Source organism: Microcoleus sp. PH2017_28_MFU_U_A (genome assembly GCF_020738035.1).
Lineage (GTDB): Bacteria > Cyanobacteriota > Cyanobacteriia > Cyanobacteriales > Microcoleaceae > Microcoleus.
In genome coordinates, this window is record NZ_JAEQCX010000024.1 from 36,420 (window position 1) to 54,489 (window position 18,070).

Below are 18,070 nucleotides of genomic sequence, written 5' to 3' on the forward strand. Positions count from 1 at the left end.
ACAGCCGATATTCCTCAAATCAGGCATAAATCCGGCAAATTTCATTAAATATAAAATTCAAACAGTGATTAGAACGCGGTTTCGCTACTATTGGGCCAGTTGCTCAATGTTTGTTTTTAAGTATATCTACTGGCTCTGCACGGCAAGCAAATCTAGCCTGACAACCTGCTACCGTATCTTAAGTTTTGTTGAGGCGTTGGCGCGATCGCCTGTACAGCATCTAGATTGTCTGCGATCTTAAAGGAGGAGAGGATTTGACGAGTAGGGAATAGGGCCTTGAAATCTACAATTTAAATGCCGTACAGCTTACTCATCAGTCAATATCAATCTAAAATCTAAAATCTAAAATGGCACGATCTATGGCATCTTTGTAGGAGCGTGCAATTCATCGCAAGCAGCATACACGGCTTTGACATTATACCAATTCAGAAAAATTCGAGCAATTTCTAAAGCTAACTGCGACTTACCTCGGTCAATCAACCACTGCAAAAAAGGTTTCATAGTGCGCTCGTTCAGCATCCCGCCCAAAGATAAAACTCCCCACAGTATTTGGTGCAAAACAGTCATTTGAATCATCAGCCGCACTTCCCAAGTGGGGTGTTTTTGATAAAACAAAACTCCCATTCTTCCGCGCTGAATTTCTCGGTCAATCATCCCAGGAATTTGCTCTAAACTAAAAGGTGGATGCCAGTGATAGCCAACAGCAGTCGGACATTTAATCAATTTTAAACCTAATTTTTTCAACCTGACACCCAATTCTAAATCTTCCCATCCGTAAAGTTGAAAGCGAGTGTCAAATAGTCCAGCTTCCAGTAGCCAGTGACGGGCGATGCTGACATTTCCCGTAGCAAAATAAGCAGCCGAAAAATCAGTTATTTTGTAAGGTTCGGCAGTGGGATTGTCGAAATTGCAAGTATTAATCACGCTGCCGTAAGTAAAAACCGCATCAGTATCTTTGTAAGCCTGTAGCAAAGCATCTGCGTGTGCTTGCAAAAAATCCTTTGTAACGACTAAATCGCTATCAATAAAAATAATTGTCTCGCCTTTAGCATCTTCAACGCCCAAATTCCTGGCGGCGGCGGGGCCTTGATGAGATTGACAGATCGATCGCACGTGCGGCAAAAACTCAGCATCTGCGGCCAACCAGTCGATCGTCCCGTCCGTCGAACCGTCATCGACTACAATCACCTCATAATCTGTGACAATATTATCAAACTGCTGATTTTCCAAAGCCTGTAGACATTTTGCCAAAATCGGTTTACGATTGTACGTCGGAATCACAACACTAAAAAACACGGCTTTACCCCATCGCCACAGTTACCGTATCCCACGGTAGCAGATTTTTCGCAGCAACTGGGCCGGGAAATACGCCGAGAGATGGCGGCGATATCGGCGATGTTGGAGGGGAGAGGGGGAGAGGGGGAGAATGGGAGAATGGGAGAATGGGAGAGGGGGAGAATGGGAGAGGGGGAGAATGGGAGAATGGGAGAATGGGAGAGGATTGATGAGTTTTGAGCGGAAATGGAAATATACAATTTAAATGCGCCACAGCTTAGCCAAGTTGAGCAAAAAAATAATATCTGAATCTGTACTATGTCTGACGAGCATTGATGTCAATTAGGTGCATAATACAAAGTTGGTTAAATATCACATCTTGCACCATTATCCAGAACAGGCAAGATGCCTGTTCCACAAAAAATTAATTTTATGGTGGGGTGGGCATCTTGCCCGCCCTAAAAAGCTTAGTGATAATGGTGCAAGATGTCAGTTAAATTCAGGATGTAAATAGCAATGAGTCGCGCTAAAAAAGTTGTCCTAGCATATTCCGGCGGAGTCGATACTTCTGTCTGCATTCCTTACCTGATGAAGGAGTGGGGAGTCGAAGAGGTAATTACTCTGGCGGCGGATTTGGGACAGGGAGACGAATTAGAACCCATCCGCAAGAAAGCTTTAGCATCTGGTGCTTCGGAATCTTTGGTGATTGATGCTACGGAAGAATTTGTCAAAGATTATGCCTTCCCAGCAATTCAAGCTAACGCGCTTTACGAAAATCGGTATCCGCTATCTACGGCGCTAGCGCGCCCGCTGATTGCTAAATTGTTGGTAGAAGCTGCCGAAAAATACGGTGCGGATGCGATCGCCCACGGTTGTACTGGTAAGGGAAATGACCAAGTACGGTTCGATGTGTCGATCGGCGCACTGAATCCCAAGATTAAGATTTTAGCACCAGCGCGGGAATGGAAAATGAGCCGCGAGGAAACCATCGCCTACGGTGAAAGATGCGGTATTCCGTCGCCGGTGAAGAAGTCTTCACCTTATAGTATCGATCGCAATTTGTTAGGAATGGCGATCGAAGCCGGCATTCTCGAAGATCCTTGGGCGGAACCGCCGGAAGAGGTGTTTTTGATGACAAAGGCGATCGAACAAACTCCCGACACACCCGAATACATCGAAATCGGTTTTGACTGCGGAAAACCAGTCAGTTTAAACGGCAAAGAATTAGCACCAGTCGCCCTAATTACCCAACTCAACGAAATAGCTGGAAATCACGGAGTCGGCCGCATCGACATGATTGAAAATCGTGTAGTCGGGATTAAATCGCGGGAGATTTACGAAACACCAGCCATTTTAGTTTTGATGCACGCGCACCGAGACTTAGAAAGTTTGACTTTGACAGCAGATGTCACGCGATACAAGCGCGGCATCGAAGAAACCTACAGCCAAATGATTTACAACGGCCTTTGGTACAACCCTTTAAAAACAGCTTTAGACGCATTTATTCTAGACACGCAAAAGCGAGTAACTGGAACCGTGCGCCTAAAAATGTTCAAAGGAAACGCCACAATTGTCGGCCGCAAATCAGAGAATTCGCTGTACAGTTTCGACTTAGCAACCTACGGCGCCGAGGATGAATTCGATCACAAAGCAGCCGAAGGATTTGTCTACGTTTGGGGATTGCCAACCCGCATTTGGTCGGAGAAGAATCGGGGTTAGAATGTGTTAACAGGACTTGTGCAAAGAAACCGGGTTTCTATCAAAAATCTTTGCTTTCTAAACTAGAGATTTAGGAAGAAACCCGGTTTCTGGCCTCGGCATCCAGCAAGACTGACAAACAAAGTCCCAGCAGAGTGGGACTAAGAGTAAGGTGGGCAATGCCCACCTTATTTGTTAAAATATGGATCAAATAATTTAAAAATCCTAGTGGGTTTGGTACAATAGAAGTGGTCTGAATCTAGTATCATAAAAAACTCAATATAAAGCCAATGGTTGCAAATCAAAGCCAAAATTACATCTCACCGGAAGAGTATCTGAAATTAGAAGAACTCAGCCAGGTTAAACATGAGTATATTCAGGGCGAAACCTACGCAATGGCAGGTGCAAGTGATGCTCATGTGACAGTTGCTGGCAACTTATTTGCACTTTTGAGAAATCATGTTCGGGGTAGTGGCTGTCGTGCTTATATGTCAGACATGAAAGCTAGGATTGAATCTAGGAATATTTACTACTATCCCGACGTGATGGTAAGTTGCGATGAACGGGACAAAGCATTTCAATCTTTTAAAAGACATCCTTGTTTAATTATCGAGGTTTTGTCAACAGGAACTGAAGGATTCGATCGCGGTGATAAGTTTGCTGACTATCAAGAATTAGAAACGCTTCAGGAGTATGTGTTAATTAGTCAAAAGCGGCAGCGGGTTGAGTGTTTTCGCCGCAATGCTGAGGGGTTGTGGGTTTTGTATTCTTACACCCAAGGAAGCGAAATTCACTTGGCTAGTGTGGATTTTCGCACTAGCATGGATTCTATCTATGAGGATGTAATCTTTACCAACGAAAGTCAGTCGGCGATTGAAATCGCGACTACACAAACGAAGTCCGCCTGCGCGGACTGAAGAGTAGAATGGATATTATGGCAGGATTTGGTATCATAGCTATGCCTGACTCAATATTTCCAAAAACTCCTGCACAACTAGAGCCGGTTGTTCGCTGCATCGGGTAGCATCGTAATGTTTGACAAGACTGATGCCAGAATCTATCGAAAGTCCGCACATTTCATCTTCTGCTGTGTTTTGATGCGATGATTCGCGGTCAATTTTCAGCATTCCTAACTTGTTTTGGTGGAATATAAGAAAGTCAGCTTCTTGGTTTTGTCTCCCTTCCGGTGTTGTGAGTCGGAGTTGGGAGTTGGGGATGAAGAGAGTGGAAGTGCGATCGAGTATTTCGGCAATTTTCACTTGTGCTTCTGAGTGGAAGCAAAAACCGTTCCAGTTAATTTCGTTTTCTGAGTCAGATAATTCAGTTTCACTATCAGCATTTATTATTTTATCTAAATCGGTTTGAACATAATCAGCTTCATTCAAGTTTGCGAATAATCTAGCACCGCTTAAGTTTGCTCCACTGAGATTTGCACCAGTGAGATTAACTTCGATGGTCAGATTTCGCTGTAGATTCACTTTACCTCGTCTTAAATATCGTTTCAATACTGACTTGAGATTATCTTTTTTGACTTTTTCTTCTAGTGCTTTTGAAAGTAGTTTCCATAATTTAGCACCAGCATCTTTGATATAATCATAATCATAACCTGTGCTTGTAGCAATTTCCATATAAGACACCCCTTCCCAAGATTGACGAAACACTAGCTCTTGAACTTTGTTGAGGCGATCGTAGTTGAGGGCTGTTTCTGCGATCGCTATGGCTTCGTCAACGGTCATATGTTAAAGTCCCTTACTAGCGGAGCGTTAAGGTAGGCTGAGTATAGATTGTACCGCAACAGGGAACAAATCTTACTTTTTTATTACTTTTTTATTACTTTTTCTCACTGTTGAAGCTCATATTAAGTCGCTATTATACTTCTAACTACACAGGGATGTCAATATCAATAGCACTCATCAGCAGTCCCAAGGACTTCATTTATGTAGGGATAGAATTAATTCTTATTACCTGGTGGGTTCACAGTTTTAAAAAAAGGGGGGAATGATGGCTGCAAATAACATATCATCACAAGATAATGACCGACCTATCTGGGATGACACCAAGATATATATTACCAAAAATACAGTTAAATTTGGTTCTGATGTCTATCAATTTCGCAACATTACAGGTTTTGGTATATCACCAGTTAAGACCCCAAAAATTCCATTTCAATGGATTTTGGGATTGTTTGTCATTGGACTTGTTGTAGCTACTTATTTTAATAATGCTGAGATGAGAGCGGCAGGAATAATTATGGCGATAGTAGCAATTATCTGGTTAATTGTAAATACTTTTTCGCCCGAAAAATACGGTCTTAAGTTATATCTGAATTCCGGTTCTCCTATGCCAATATTTGTGACAACCGATATGAAAGGATTAAAAAAAGTAGTTGATTTCTTATACAACTTCATGGAAAGTAATGCAGAAGGTAGTTATGTAGTCTATTCGACCGATCGATCTATCCGAATAGAAGGAAGTGTGGGAGGTTCTGTCACAGCAGGTGATATAGGAGGCAGTTCATCAAGTAATGTTGGAGGAAATGTTTCGCGAAATGACTAAAAATAACAGTATTATCCAAATATCAATCAACTTAGGAGGGAATAATGGAAGATAAACAAGGTATTCAAATCGGAGGAAGTGTTGGAGGTGCTGTTACAGGAGGTAATATTCAAGGCACTTCATCAAGTCACGTTGGAGGAGATGTTTCATTCGCTATAAACGAGTTACCTTCATCCTCTGAACCTGATAAACCCGGAATCAAAGAGTTACTGATTGAACTCGAAGCAGCAATTTCAGCCGATCCAAATTTAAGTGAAGATGACAAAGAAGATGCTTTAAAACAAGTAAAGGAATTAGCTGAAGCTGCTACAAATCCTAATGATGCAGAAATGAAGACTAAAGCCAAACAGGCAAATAGGATGCTAGAACGAATTATGAAAAGTGTACCAAAAGCGACAGAACTACTAGAATTCTGCAATAATCTACTGCCATTGATTACTAAAGCGTTTGGGTTTTAGTAAGTGTTTGCAACTCTTAGAATCACGTCTGAGAGTTGCGAACACTTACTATCTTTACCACATAAACAGTTCTTTGTCAACATAAACATATTTGCCCAAAACCGTCAGTGGCATCATCTCCCCGCTGCCAAGCAAATCAATTGAAACCCCATCTCGAATCAGTATTTTAAACAATTCCTCGTCATCTTTGATCAAACTAGCATCTAATTCAATAACTTGACCTTCTTCCCTCATTACCTCCAACAAATCAGAAGTAGATACCTGAAATATTTCCTGATTATTGCACCGCGCAGTCAAGCAATTGCCATAACTGCCCGTAGCTTCAATATCAAATATTTCCCATTGCTTTAAGAGATAATTTTTGTCTAAATATTCAAGGATTTTTGCAACTCTCAATTCCAGTTTTTCCTCTGCTTCGCAGCAAAGTGTCACAGCCCATTTTTGACCGATATTGTAGGTAATAGCCGACTTTTCAGATTTCATAATGCTTCCGGGATTCTACTATATCACTTCACTCTTCAGACTCAAAATCCACGCGATCGAACATTTCACCCAACGACATCTTAACTCAATCCAGGAACATCCTCATACAAAGCAGAGATTGGACACTGAAAATTGATACTAGCCAACTCCAGACATTCCCCCTCACCGCAGGAAGAAAAAACCCAACGCCCTTCCACATCGCGACGGTAGCAATCTACATTCATCCGTTGTTGACCGATTAATACATATTCTTGTATAGTTGAGAGCGATCGATAATCCGCAAATTTATCTCCTCTGTCAAACGCCTCAGTTGTTGGAGATAGGACTTCCACAATTAGCGAAGGATAGCAGATAAAATCGGCAACAGAAGTAGTATCTCGTTCATCGCAAGATACAGCTACATCTGGATAATAAAAAGTATTAATTGTCTCAAATCTTACTTTTGTATCGGCCATAAAAACCAGGCAACCAGTCCCGCGCAGATGATTTCTCAGCAGAGTTGCTAAATTTAGACAAATCAAAACATGGGGATTACTTGCGCCGGCCATTGCATAGATTTGTCCGTTCCTGTATTCATGCTTGATGGGACTTACCAGTTCACCTTCTAAATAGTCTTTAACTGAAACGTCAGGATGATTTTTGCTGGCAATCATTACGTTTTCCTCGATTTTTATGATTAAATTTACTCGCTTAATTCGATCTTACTTAATCATGTTTTTTATGGCTACTAATCAGACTCCGACTCAAAATCCACGCGATCGTACATTTCGCCCAAAGACATCTCAAACTGCACCGAGCTCAACACCAGAACCGCTTCAGCACCATCATACTCAGACAAAACCCACTTATTGTCATCCGTCTTAGAAAACTGTTCGACGTGCATCTCGTACTGATCGATCAAAATATACTCCCTCAAAGTGGGAATCGATCGCAAAAGTTTAAATTTTTCACCTCGATCGTAATTTGCTGTCGATTTCGATAAAACCTCAGCCACCATCACCACATTAGTAATCGCATCTTTCCTCCCCTCCGCAAACTCCAGCTTACCCGCAACCACCATCACATCAGGATAAGTACAAAATTGCTTTTGTGGTATCCACAAACGCAAGCCCAAAGCAAATAAATGATAATGTTTCTGTCCTTTAAAAGCAAAATTCAAAGGAGTAATAATATCACCTACTATCATATTGTGGTTGGCGGAATTCGCAGGCATTGGTAATATTTGACCGCGACAATATTCACTTTTGTCCTCTGCTGCTTCTTCTAAAGCAAAATACTCGGCTGGAGTGTAATAAGGTTGTGGCTTACTCTCAATTACTTCTTCGCGAATTTCTGTTGATGCCGTCATACTACATCCTCCTGCGATCGTACTAACAATTATAACCGGATTATCCGCAATCAAAACAACCGCTTACAGTTCACTATCTTTCATTTTAATTACCTTCCCCTCAAACTCAAAACCCCTCTCCCAACCATCCAAATACTTATCCATATTAGGCTTGAACCACAGCGCCGCTTCCCCGTGTCCCAACTCCACCGCCCGATCGACTAATTCATGCCAATGTGTCAGAGGCTTCCCCGTCGCTTCCACCGCTTGCAAATAATCCCAAACCACCTTTGGCACTGATACCGGCGATACCGCATACCTCAGCAATTCCTGTGCATCCTCGGGTGAAATAATGACATTATTCTCAACCCAAATCATACCCACATCCTCTTCCCTTTCCCCTTGCCAATTCACCTCGCCTCTCAAAACATAACCCCAAGGTTCGATAAAATTGTCAATCAGATACTGCAACCATTCCACATAATCATAAAACTTTTCCATGCCATTCCACTGAATCCCCCCGCCGTCAGCAGTCGGAATCCACTGACACCACAATCCGGGCTGAGTCTTCGGCGGGCGGTTGTAATTTACGATCGACAATTCCGACTCTTCATCCCACTTTTCATTGACAAAATAGCAGCCTTCTTCGCCCACAGGCAAACCCACGGCTGTTCTCGCCGCATCGGGAACATCTTGCAAAATTTCAGGATTTCGCTTCATTCGCCTCGTCCGAGAAAACTCTAATAAATAAAGAGTTTCGCTATCCAATAACCGCTGATTTAAATGAAATGTGCCTTCAAAGATTGTAGTGTATCCCATGATTTCTATCTATTATAAATGTAGAGATATCGAAGTCTACCTCAGAATAAGTTTTATTGTTTGTGGAACGGGCTTCTAGCCTGTTCCTGACATTGGTGTAAAATATAAGTTTAACCTCAGATGTTACACTATTTTAAGAACGGGCAAGATGCCCGTTCCACAAGAAGATTGAGTCTTTTTGAGAAGAGTCTCCAACCCTACTTAGTCTTGTCCAAATTCCGCGACTCCAACCAAATAGGAATTGCAATCCAAGCAACTGTTAATAGCAAAGCAACTACCGCAAATTGAGCAGCCCAACCTACTAACTTCTCTAAAGACACAACCTGTCCTAAGAAGTATGACAAACTTACCATTACGGATGCCCAGCTTGCGGCACCCAAAATATTGAAGAATGAAAATTGCAAAAAGGGCATTTCTGCAATTCCCGCTAGGGGGCTGGCAAAAATTCGCAGCAGTGCGATGAAACGGCCCAAAAATACGGCTTTAGCTGCATTTTCGCTAAACTTTTCTTTTAAGTCAAACAGTTGTTCTTCCCGAAAGCGGAAGATTTTTCCCAGCTTCAGCAGCAGGGGCCAGCCGCCGTATCTGCCGATCGCATAACCGAAATTTCCCCCCACAGTCGCACCGGCGATCGCACTTCCGAGCACGTACCAGTAATTCAGTTCCCCGCTGCCAGCCAAAAATCCGCCAGCAATCGTAATTGTCTCGCCTGGAAGAGGGACTCCCAGATTTTCTAGCAAAATCCCGAAAAATACAGCCCAGTAGCCGTAATCTCGCGCCAATTGCTGAATAGTCTCTAACGATAAAAACTCAAAAGACATTTCGATATTGCCTTCGTAAACTTTTGCAAAGCTCAATACTTTTATATATTGGCTCGATTCGGCCAATAGTGCAATCTTTCGCTGTGATGAAAAACACACTACACTTGCGATCGCCCGCTCAAGCAAAAACTAACCTTTCAGAGATAATCAATTAATCAGGAATTGTTGCGCTTGCATTCCGATCGAAAGCCAGTCATCTTACTTAATCTACCACAAGTGCGATCGCCTCCGATTATTTAGTCAGCCCGATCGCCTCTTGAAACTTTAGCTGAAATTATTCTGTCTTTTGACAGAAGCAGCAAATCAATTTACTTAGTCGCATTTTACAATCTTAGGGTAACAGTTATGCAATTTCCCAACTTCCACCAACACATCGTGCTTCAGCCTCAAAACTGCCTCGACTCCCAAGCCGGTAGTCTCCTGCAACAACAGCTAGCAGAAATTTTGCCCGATCGCCACAATCTGTGGGTAATTGACATGACTAGCGTCGATTTCATCGACAGTTCGGGGCTGTGCGCTTTAGTCGGCGGGCTCAACGCCGCCCGCCACCGGGGATGCCGCCTGGTTATTTGCAACCTCTCAGTTACAGTCAGGCTCATTTTTGAAATTACTCAACTCGACCAACTATTTGAAATTTTTGACACTTTCGAGCAAGTTATTTCAATACAAACTCCCGCTTTAGTTGCTTAATAAAAATTCTACTATCTCCCGTTAATTACCCATAATTAGGTTCGTAGTAAGGACGAAGAGTCCTAATTGATTCATCAAGAAAGGACTAAAGTCCTCACTACGAACATAAAGAAGTAATTTGCATATCGTAAATAGGCTTATTTGTCAAGCAATACCAATAACAGACAAATAAATCCGGTACTTGAACGCCGACAGAAGCGATCGCAGGTGCAGCCGGAAAAGGCAAAAGTCGATCGAAACAAATCCTGTCCCCAACGAACCCGAACTGCATCAAATAAGTCGCCGGCGGCGCATTTAAAAGATCCACGAGCAAGCGGAAAGCCAACTCGTACAACTGCTGCCGCCAAACATCAGACAAATGCAGCGGTTGAGAGTAACTCAACTCGCTCGACAACTTGTCAGATTCCCCAGCGATCGCCTCAGCATACAGCGGCCCCTTTGCCGTCAACACCACCGGCAGCCAAAAATTGCCATCGCCGACGGACACTTGTAGTTCCCGAGCCACTCGATCGCGCGCCGCCGCAACATTAGCGCCAAATCGAAACACATCTTGACCCGGAAAAACCAGATTGGACGGAACATCCAGCGTCAAAGGGCAAACGATCGCCCCCGAAAGAGCGATCGCGCCAGAATTGAGTTCAGAAATCGCACATATCTCGACTTCAGTTAAAGGATCGGATTGAGCGATCGCAGCCTTGAGGCGATCGGCCGAGCCTTGTTCGTAGCCTGTTACAATCACAACTTTAGGCATTGCCAAAGCTCGGCATTTGAATACCGCGATCGTCCTCAGGATCGACGCTGGGCAGATCCAGGCCCTTAGCCTTGCGGTTGCGTACCGCCAGACGGTAAGTCACGCTCTGTAACTCAGTGTGCAACTGGTTGTTTTCCTTTTGCAGTTGCTGCAACTTTTCCTTAATCGGCTCGATCCGCTCGGCAAACTTCTGGCGGTAAACTCCCGGCAATTCCTGAACCACCTGTTCGAGCATTCTAGAGCGATCGGTCAATTCTTGCACCGACTGTCGCAGTTGGTAAACCTCAGCATCGCGCTCGGCGATTTGTTCTTGATAAAAACCAACTTGCTCTTCCACGGCTTGCAATTGTTCTCGCATCGCCTGCATTTGAGCTTGGTGGCGATCGGAAACTTCCGGCGCCGGGACAAAACTCGAATTTCCCTTGACCAGTCTGAAAAGTTCTTGAGATAACTGCTGCACCAATTGGTCGCGCATTTGCAGCTCTTCGGTGAGACGAGATACCTCTGATTGCAGTTCTTTTGAGCTTACAAGTTTCGTCTGATTCACAATGGCCCTCAGTTTTTACATTATATATTTCTTTAAAATATCTTTACCTTACCTCAGAGGCAAGAGGCACTTGAAAAGTTTTGAACCCGCAGTCGCTAGAGCGATCGGTGACAAATCAACGACCAAGCCCAGTTTAACCCCGATCGGCACCAACATCAGCCGATTTTAGATTTTAGATTTTAGATTTTATAAGGGATTGAAGCGCACACCTACAGTTGCATGATTGCGGTTTGAGTCAAATATTTGGTTAAAAAAACCGCTTTTGAGAGACAAGTTCATCTGTGTGGCCTCGCTTACCTCAGAAACCAGGTTTCTGCGTAGATTTCTTATCCCTGTCGCAAAATTGGTAGAAACCTGGTTTCTAACTACATATCACGATGAGCTTTTTCTGGCAAGAGTGCGAGATCTCCAGTTTACCCGATCGCCGCCGAGAGCACTTTGCCAGCTTCATCCAAGGTGCCGCCAAAACAGATAATTCCGTCCTCGTGACCGGCCATGGCCAGAATTTTGCGATCGGCCAAATTCTCCTCGTCAAAAAGTCTAAACATTTCTAGCGCCATTTGAGGAGTGCCATAGGGTATCTCTTTTCTAGTAGTAGGAATTTTAAACAGCAGTTGCTGCCATAGTTGAGGATTGTGAACGTGAATTATCGCACGCACATCATCTCTGCGAAGGTACAGTGCAGCGTGAGTTAGAGACTCCGACGAAGCTGGTACGGGGCCGCGACAGCCGAGGAAATTTTGTTCTAAGTTAAATTCGGTAACAGTACAATAAAATTCAGGCCCCAGATTTGGCAAGTGTGCCGTCTGGGTGCCTGAAATAATGAACTGACAAGAATTGCCAATTCTGATACTGATGTTACCAAAACCAATACTATTTTCGTAGACGCCTATTAGTCCCCAAGAGTGGAGTCGATCGCGCCAGTCCATCAAATCTGCTATGTTCTCGGCAGCTAAAGGATTTGCCTCTTGCCATTCGCAGCGGTACTTAACGACTCCTTCATCCATCTATTTTTATTCCTAGCAAATCCACGACACACAAGTCAGCTTCTGAGACTTCACCGAAGTTGTCAAACTGTTTTTTTGTCTGCTGCCTTCTGTCGAGAGTGCCTGAGTGCCTTCAATAATTTACATTCCTGTGTCACCGTAATTGGCGATCGACATTAGCAAAAAGTATACTACGCAAGAAGAACAAATTATTCCAAACATCATAAGTCTAGCCTCAACAGGTCATTGCAAAAGTGGAAGGTAAAAACACACGCTTTCAGGCTGGGAGTTTGATTCTTGGCTCTTGCTAGATCGAGTCTCTTATGTGAAACTATCTAACTTCCCTCAACAAGTTATTGCTTGAGATTACAGTATTTCTACTGAGCTTGTTAACCCTCTCAACAATATTTAACGATCGAGTAGTCCTTTATCCGGAAACTTAGGTAAAATCAACCGTACATTTACTTATTTTTTATTATATAGATATTTAAGTGAGCGGAACACCAAATCCAAAAAGTTTACCAAATCAACACAAATGCCAGCCAGTATCAACACAAATGCCAGCCGATCAGGAGTGGTCAATTGCTAAAACCCTTATTCTTATTGCTTTTCCGTGTTTTTATATAACTTAATTAAGTTCTGTTAAGACCGCCCGATCGCCAAAACTAGCTGCAACCATTGCTATTATTTTTTCCCTTTTTTCATATATATCTTTGCTCGCGAAAAGTGAGGTATCTCTGAAACCTTCTTCCTGGAACATCTGCTCGCCCCAAAAAAGCAAGCCGATCGAGCAGTGGCTCGATCGGCTAAACTCTTCTGTGGAGGGCTCGCGCCCGCAGCCCTTTAAATGTGGAAATGATACAAAATGCTGCCGTCGTCTTTAATTTCACAGTTGGCATTAAAGACTTCAGCTTGTTGGTTCAAAAAACGCTGGGCGACATCCGGCGACAGCCGCGTCTCCATCGCAAACCGTACCAGAGTGATTTCGCCGCTGCCTTCCTTGATCAGTCGGTACAAAGCACTTTGGAGCCTTTCGCTCTCTTCTCGCTGAAAAGCTGCTTTGTTCCTCCAATCCGCCACTGAAGGAATCAAACCGCGACTTACCAAAATCGCTAACAGCAGGCCAACTCCCACAATCAGAGGCACAGTTGGATCGCTCGTGGGCGTCGCCACAATTTGTGGCGCTGTAGCGGCGGCCAAACTGCTCACCATTTCTTTTTCCGAGGCTTGCGTATCCGCCATCGCAAGCTGAGTTTTGTTGTAAACGTCTTGCTGAAGCTTCATTTGCTGCAACAGGCGAGCGCGCTCTCTTTCGTATTGGTCGAGTTTTTGCTGAGCTTGTTTCAGGTCTTGAGTGACTTGTGCCAAGCGTTGGTTGAGCGTCTGATTGACTGATTGCCAGCGATATCTGTTAATCAGCCGGCTTTTTTCAACCATGCCCTTCATCAACATATCCGCTGTTTTGATTGCTTGCTGCTGATCGAGCGAGCGATACCCAACAGCAATCTCTAGCGGTTGTTCCGGCTTAGAAATCTGGACGCTAGCATTTTGTCGAACTTGCTGCGGCGACAGTTTAACTGCATCTGCCACGGCTTTGACAACATTATCTGCCAGTAGAACATCCGGAGTCAGTTGCTCTCCCTGCTTGAGAATTGTCGTGCCCGTGCTCGAAAATTTGACTGGCGGATTGTTAGAAGTGAGAGTGCCTTGGGCCATGAATCCGGGTGGCGGAGCTAGGCGGTAGGCAAGGGCCCCTGAAATACCCATAATTACAGCGAAACTGCCTAAGGCAATCCATCTGTACTGATTTGCTGAAGATCTAAAACGTAAATTTCCCATTTTGATAGTCAAGTCATAACTTTCACTTTGCTTGCAGCTAGTCCCAAACCAAAGAGCGATAGTCTCTTTCTTTTGAGTGAAATTGACTGCTGAAAAATTCCTCAGATTGTAACGAAAAGCTCTCAAATCGGCTTTTCAGAGTTGCCAATATTCATGTTCGGAAAAAAGCATCGCAATGCTGTATTTTTTCGTAAATCTAACCTCAGCTTTTATCTTTAGGAATTCTCAGAAAATTACTGGGCGATCGGGATTTGGGAAGTTTGCTGCCACCAGCCGCTCATCGCGAGAGTCTGCTCTCACGAGCTTTGCCGTGTTTGTTGGCACTCAAAACGTTGACCTTTTCGCCTCTGGCAATCCTCCAGTTATTTTACTTCTTGCTGTGCATTTTGCGGAAGCGATCGGGCCAGATGCGTCGTTACTCGATCGCAAATAATAGCACGTCGCAATAAATTTTTGCTTTGGTTTAGGGGCGACGTTAGTTCTGTCGTGGCATTTGGCGAAAGTCTGAGACCTTGCTTGCACTAGATATTTTTTCCGGTCGGCATATTTCTACCCATCACAGTCACAGAAAGTCCAGTAATCGGGTCTACAGACTTGAGCAGCTAAACTCCCGCTTTGAATAACAAACTGCCAATTTTGTTCGATTTTCTCAAATAAGAGCCTGTCAAACAATGAAAAAAACCTTAAATATTCTTCCTAAAAAGTTACCAAGTCAGAATTATACCACGTACCAAGACTCTTTGCTACACATAAAAAAGTTGTGGAGCAGGCCGCGAGACCTACTCCACATCATCATCATCATCATCATGATGATTTGACAAAGGATACGATCGACCGTACCGACGAAAGTTCAGAAGCCGATCGGCAAAATAAGACCCTCGCGGGCCATAACAGCCTTGGGAAAAGCGATTTGCACGTCTTCGGCGATGCGATCGAGAAAATCGTCAGTATGAGCCGGATCGTGGTGAAAAATCACCACCCGTTTCACCCGGGCCTCCTTAGCCATTCTCACCGCTTCCTGCCAAGTCGAGTGTCCCCAACCCACCTTCGGAGACTTGGGGTTGTGATATTCCTCGTCGGTGTACATCGCATCGTAGATCAGCACGTCAGCGTCGAGGGCTAAATTGTACACATTTTCATCTATTCGATCGGGAAAATGTTCCGTATCCGAACAGTAAACAACTGAACGTCCCTGCCAAGTCACCCGATATCCCATAGCAGTATTCGGGTGATTCAGAGAACCAGTTCTAATCTCAATATCGTCCAGCATCATCGTCTGGTTGTGATCGATCTCGTGAAAAGTCAGATCTGCCGGCAAACCCATCAGCGGTACCGGCGAATTGGAGTGCAAAACCCGTTCGACGAAGTGCCGTTTCAGGCAATCTCCATCGGGGGGAATTGCCCCATAAATATCAAAGCTATTGCCGCGAATGAAAGCTGGGGCGAACATTGGGAACCCTTGAATGTGATCCCAGTGATAGTGAGTAAAAAACATATAAGCTTGCACGGGCATTTCTTGCAGCAACTGGTCTCCCAGCATCCGCAAGCCAGTTCCGCCGTCAAAAATCAAGCGTTTTCCACCGACTCGCATTTCCAAACAAGAAGTATTGCCACCGTAGCGAACAGTTTCCGATCCGGGTGTCGGAACACTGCCCCGCACGCCCCAGAACTGTACTACAAAATCATCTATACCTTTTATTGCTTCGGAGGGTTGAGGGCAATCAACGGGATTTGCCACTACAGAGGACAAGCTGATTTCCATTTTAAAATTCAGACTTTAAGGTTCCACATTGTCCGTGATGGCGCAGCAGATGGTCGCACAACACTAAAGCTACCATTGCTTCGACCATTGGCACAGCTCTTGGTAAAACGCAAGGGTCGTGCCTTCCTTTTGCCGCCAGCAGCGTTGCTTCCCCCTCTCGGGTGACTGTGCGCTGTTGCTGGCGAATTGTTGCAGTTGGCTTGAAAGCCGCGCGCAGAATGATATTTTCACCGTTAGCAATGCCACCCTGAATTCCACCGGAGCGATTCGTGACTGTACGAATTTCTCCTTGTTCATCAGTATAGTATTCATCATTATGTTCGCTGCCCAAAAGCAGAGTCCCCGCAAAGCCCGAACCAATTTCAAAGCCTTTGCTGGCGGGTAATGACATAATCGCTTTGGCCAAATCGGCTTCGAGTTTGTCGAATACCGGCATTCCCAGACCTTTGGGTACGTTGCGGGCGACGCATTCGACTACGCCGCCGATCGAATCTCCACTGTCGCGAACTTTTTCGATCAGTTCAATCATTTTAATGGCGCATTCGGCATCGGGACAGCGAACGATGTTGCTTTCTACTTGTTCTAAGGTAACAGTGTCCGGGTCGGCGACGCATTCTAAGTCTTTGATGCGTTTGACGTAGCCGACTATTTCTACGCCTGCTGCTTGTTGGAGAATTTTTTTGGCGATCGCCCCTGCTGCTACTCTACCAATTGTTTCTCTCGCCGACGATCGACCTCCGCCTTGCCAGTTGCGAATTCCGTACTTAGCATCGTAGGTAGCATCAGCATGGGAAGGACGGTAAGTTGTGGCCATTTCGCCATAATCTTGGGGACGAGTGTCTTGATTGCGGACTAAAATGGCGATCGGCGTTCCCAGAGTTTTGCCTTCAAACACACCCGACAGAATTTCGCAGGTATCTGCTTCTTTGCGGGGTGTGGTAATTTTGCTTTGTCCGGGGCGGCGGCGATCGAGTTCCGCTTGAATTTCCGATGGGTCGATCGACACCAGAGGCGGGCAACCGTCAATTACCACTCCCACACCCCCGCCGTGAGATTCCCCAAATGTCGATATCCGAAATAGATGCCCAAAGCTATTGCCCATAATGCTTTTCCCTGAAACTTAATAATTTTTACTTTAACTGGAAGATAGATTTCTCAAATATAGATTTAGCGTATTTTAAAGAATATAGCATTGAGCAGCAGGAGACGGTGATTCGCGCAACGCAGAAGTTCGATCGCAGCGGGGAGGGGGAAAATTGGGAAAGGGGGAGAGGGGGAGATGGGGAGAGAGGGGGGAGGGGGAGATGGGGAGAGAGGGAAAATCTTCCTTCTTCCCTCTTCCTTCTTCCTTCATTTCTAATCTTCGTGTTCTTCAAAAGGATCTCTCAATTCCTTAGCAGGAGGGCCGAAAGCCGTGTAGATCGAGAAACCGGTGATTGCCACCAGACACATACCGAGAGAAATGCCGAGAACTGCTGCTGGTTCCATATTGAGGAGCGATTATGAGTGATCCCCTCTATAATATTACAAAAAATAACAATTCGTCTAAAAGTCTAGTAATTTGAGGCGCGGTACGGTATGGCAGCCTCTGAGTGGGACAGGGAGAGGGGGAGAGTGTCCGAGTGGGGGATCTGAGAAATTGCGATCGCAATTAGCGGTGGAAATATGTCAAACTTTTCTGTAGAGATTCATTGCAGGTGACTTATGGCACAACGGACTTGGTTGGGAGACAGACTCAAACCCCTTAACTCAGAATACGGCAAGGTAGCCCCCGGTTGGGGAACCACCCTATTGATGAGCGTTTTCATTGGACTGTTTTTCGTGTTCTTGTTGATTATTTTGCAAATCTACAACTCTTCTCTGATTCTGGAGAATGTGGACGTTGATTGGTCGAGTCTCGGCCGCTAAACTTTGAGCAGCGAAATTTAAGACTAACAGTAAAAGCTGAGGGTAGAGGAGAAAGGGTAAAAGCTAAGTTTTCCCATTTCCCCTTGCCCTTTCCCGTTAGTGCGTCGGAATTAAATTCTAACTAATTAAACAAATTGCAGGAGAAACAAA

21 protein-coding genes are annotated in these 18,070 nt (G+C 44.5%); 7 read left to right on the plus strand and 14 right to left on the minus strand.

Annotation, left to right across the window (positions count from 1 at the left end; translation table 11 throughout):
- Positions 1-357 precede the first annotated feature (357 nt).
- Complete coding sequence (locus JGK14_RS01880) at positions 358-1,296, minus strand: glycosyltransferase family 2 protein (protein ID WP_293186321.1); 939 nt, start codon at positions 1,294-1,296, stop codon at positions 358-360.
- Positions 1,297-1,791: 495 nt separating this feature from the next.
- Between JGK14_RS01880 and JGK14_RS01885 the strand changes: the two genes are divergently transcribed.
- Positions 1,792-2,994 (plus strand): argininosuccinate synthase, encoded by a 1,203-nt coding sequence (locus JGK14_RS01885; protein ID WP_293179989.1) that lies wholly within the window; start codon positions 1,792-1,794, stop codon positions 2,992-2,994.
- A 269-nt stretch (positions 2,995-3,263) separates the two neighbouring features.
- Positions 3,264-3,890, plus strand: a complete 627-nt coding sequence (locus tag JGK14_RS01890; RefSeq protein ID WP_293179992.1) for a Uma2 family endonuclease — start codon at positions 3,264-3,266, stop codon at positions 3,888-3,890.
- A 39-nt stretch (positions 3,891-3,929) separates the two neighbouring features.
- Here the strand turns inward: JGK14_RS01890 and JGK14_RS01895 are convergent, their stop codons facing one another.
- Entirely contained in the window at positions 3,930-4,709 is a 780-nt protein-coding gene (locus tag JGK14_RS01895; RefSeq protein WP_325314710.1) for a pentapeptide repeat-containing protein, read from the minus strand.
- Between the two features lie 262 nt (positions 4,710-4,971).
- Here JGK14_RS01895 and JGK14_RS01900 point away from each other — a divergent pair, with 262 nt between their 5' ends.
- Positions 4,972-5,529, plus strand: a complete 558-nt coding sequence (locus JGK14_RS01900; RefSeq protein WP_293179998.1) for a DUF6232 family protein — start codon at positions 4,972-4,974, stop codon at positions 5,527-5,529.
- Positions 5,530-5,573: 44 nt separating this feature from the next.
- Entirely contained in the window at positions 5,574-5,987 is a 414-nt protein-coding gene (locus tag JGK14_RS01905) for a hypothetical protein (RefSeq protein WP_293180001.1), read from the plus strand.
- 54 nt (positions 5,988-6,041) lie between these two features.
- Here JGK14_RS01905 and JGK14_RS01910 read toward each other — a convergent pair whose 3' ends face one another.
- The 5 genes from JGK14_RS01910 to JGK14_RS01930 form a co-directional block, all read right to left on the minus strand.
- A complete protein-coding gene (locus tag JGK14_RS01910; RefSeq protein ID WP_293180004.1) occupies positions 6,042-6,470 on the minus strand; it encodes a hypothetical protein in 429 nt (142 codons plus the stop codon).
- A gap of 80 nt (positions 6,471-6,550) precedes the next feature.
- Positions 6,551-7,123 (minus strand): Uma2 family endonuclease, encoded by a 573-nt coding sequence (locus tag JGK14_RS01915; protein ID WP_293180007.1) that lies wholly within the window; start codon positions 7,121-7,123, stop codon positions 6,551-6,553.
- A gap of 74 nt (positions 7,124-7,197) precedes the next feature.
- The gene (locus JGK14_RS01920; protein WP_293180010.1) at positions 7,198-7,818 is read right to left on the minus strand and encodes a Uma2 family endonuclease; all 621 of its coding nucleotides are present in this window, start codon (positions 7,816-7,818) and stop codon (positions 7,198-7,200) included.
- 63 nt (positions 7,819-7,881) lie between these two features.
- Positions 7,882-8,616, minus strand: coding sequence for a hypothetical protein (locus tag JGK14_RS01925; protein ID WP_325314711.1), 735 nt, complete (start codon positions 8,614-8,616; stop codon positions 7,882-7,884).
- Positions 8,617-8,813: 197 nt separating this feature from the next.
- Positions 8,814-9,437, minus strand: a complete 624-nt coding sequence (locus JGK14_RS01930) for a DedA family protein (protein WP_293151269.1) — start codon at positions 9,435-9,437, stop codon at positions 8,814-8,816.
- A gap of 345 nt (positions 9,438-9,782) precedes the next feature.
- Between JGK14_RS01930 and JGK14_RS01935 the strand changes: the two genes are divergently transcribed.
- Positions 9,783-10,127: an STAS domain-containing protein gene (locus tag JGK14_RS01935; protein WP_293180016.1), complete on the plus strand. Its 345-nt coding sequence runs from the start codon at positions 9,783-9,785 to the stop codon at positions 10,125-10,127.
- Positions 10,128-10,224: 97 nt separating this feature from the next.
- Here the strand turns inward: JGK14_RS01935 and JGK14_RS01940 are convergent, their stop codons facing one another.
- From JGK14_RS01940 to JGK14_RS01955, 4 genes are all read right to left on the minus strand, one after another.
- Positions 10,225-10,878, minus strand: a complete 654-nt coding sequence (locus tag JGK14_RS01940; protein ID WP_293180019.1) for a hypothetical protein — start codon at positions 10,876-10,878, stop codon at positions 10,225-10,227.
- Complete coding sequence (locus JGK14_RS01945; RefSeq protein WP_293151059.1) at positions 10,871-11,425, minus strand: Npun_F5560 family protein; 555 nt, start codon at positions 11,423-11,425, stop codon at positions 10,871-10,873. Before JGK14_RS01945 ends, JGK14_RS01940 begins: the two co-directional genes overlap by 8 nt.
- 413 nt (positions 11,426-11,838) lie before the next feature.
- Entirely contained in the window at positions 11,839-12,432 is a 594-nt protein-coding gene (locus tag JGK14_RS01950) for a class II aldolase/adducin family protein (RefSeq protein ID WP_325314712.1), read from the minus strand.
- Positions 12,433-13,254: 822 nt separating this feature from the next.
- Positions 13,255-14,178 carry a hypothetical protein gene (locus JGK14_RS01955; protein ID WP_293151072.1) on the minus strand — a complete coding sequence of 308 codons (924 nt, stop codon included), beginning with the start codon at positions 14,176-14,178 and terminating at the stop codon, positions 13,255-13,257.
- Between the two features lie 247 nt (positions 14,179-14,425).
- Between JGK14_RS01955 and JGK14_RS01960 the strand changes: the two genes are divergently transcribed.
- Positions 14,426-14,683 carry a hypothetical protein gene (locus tag JGK14_RS01960; protein ID WP_293180028.1) on the plus strand — a complete coding sequence of 86 codons (258 nt, stop codon included), beginning with the start codon at positions 14,426-14,428 and terminating at the stop codon, positions 14,681-14,683.
- Between the two features lie 417 nt (positions 14,684-15,100).
- Here the strand turns inward: JGK14_RS01960 and JGK14_RS01965 are convergent, their stop codons facing one another.
- The 3 genes from JGK14_RS01965 to psbN all read right to left on the minus strand — a co-directional run bounded on the left by JGK14_RS01965 (position 15,101) and on the right by psbN (position 17,500).
- Positions 15,101-16,012, minus strand: coding sequence for an MBL fold metallo-hydrolase (locus JGK14_RS01965; RefSeq protein ID WP_293180031.1), 912 nt, complete (start codon positions 16,010-16,012; stop codon positions 15,101-15,103).
- Between the two features lies 1 nt (position 16,013).
- Positions 16,014-17,114 (minus strand): chorismate synthase, encoded by a 1,101-nt coding sequence (gene aroC, locus JGK14_RS01970; protein ID WP_293151084.1) that lies wholly within the window; start codon positions 17,112-17,114, stop codon positions 16,014-16,016.
- 254 nt (positions 17,115-17,368) lie between these two features.
- Entirely contained in the window at positions 17,369-17,500 is a 132-nt protein-coding gene (gene psbN / locus JGK14_RS01975; RefSeq protein WP_193971847.1) for a photosystem II reaction center protein PsbN, read from the minus strand.
- A gap of 216 nt (positions 17,501-17,716) precedes the next feature.
- Here psbN and psbH point away from each other — a divergent pair, with 216 nt between their 5' ends.
- Entirely contained in the window at positions 17,717-17,920 is a 204-nt protein-coding gene (gene psbH, locus JGK14_RS01980) for a photosystem II reaction center phosphoprotein PsbH (RefSeq protein ID WP_293127124.1), read from the plus strand.
- Positions 17,921-18,070 lie beyond the last annotated feature (150 nt).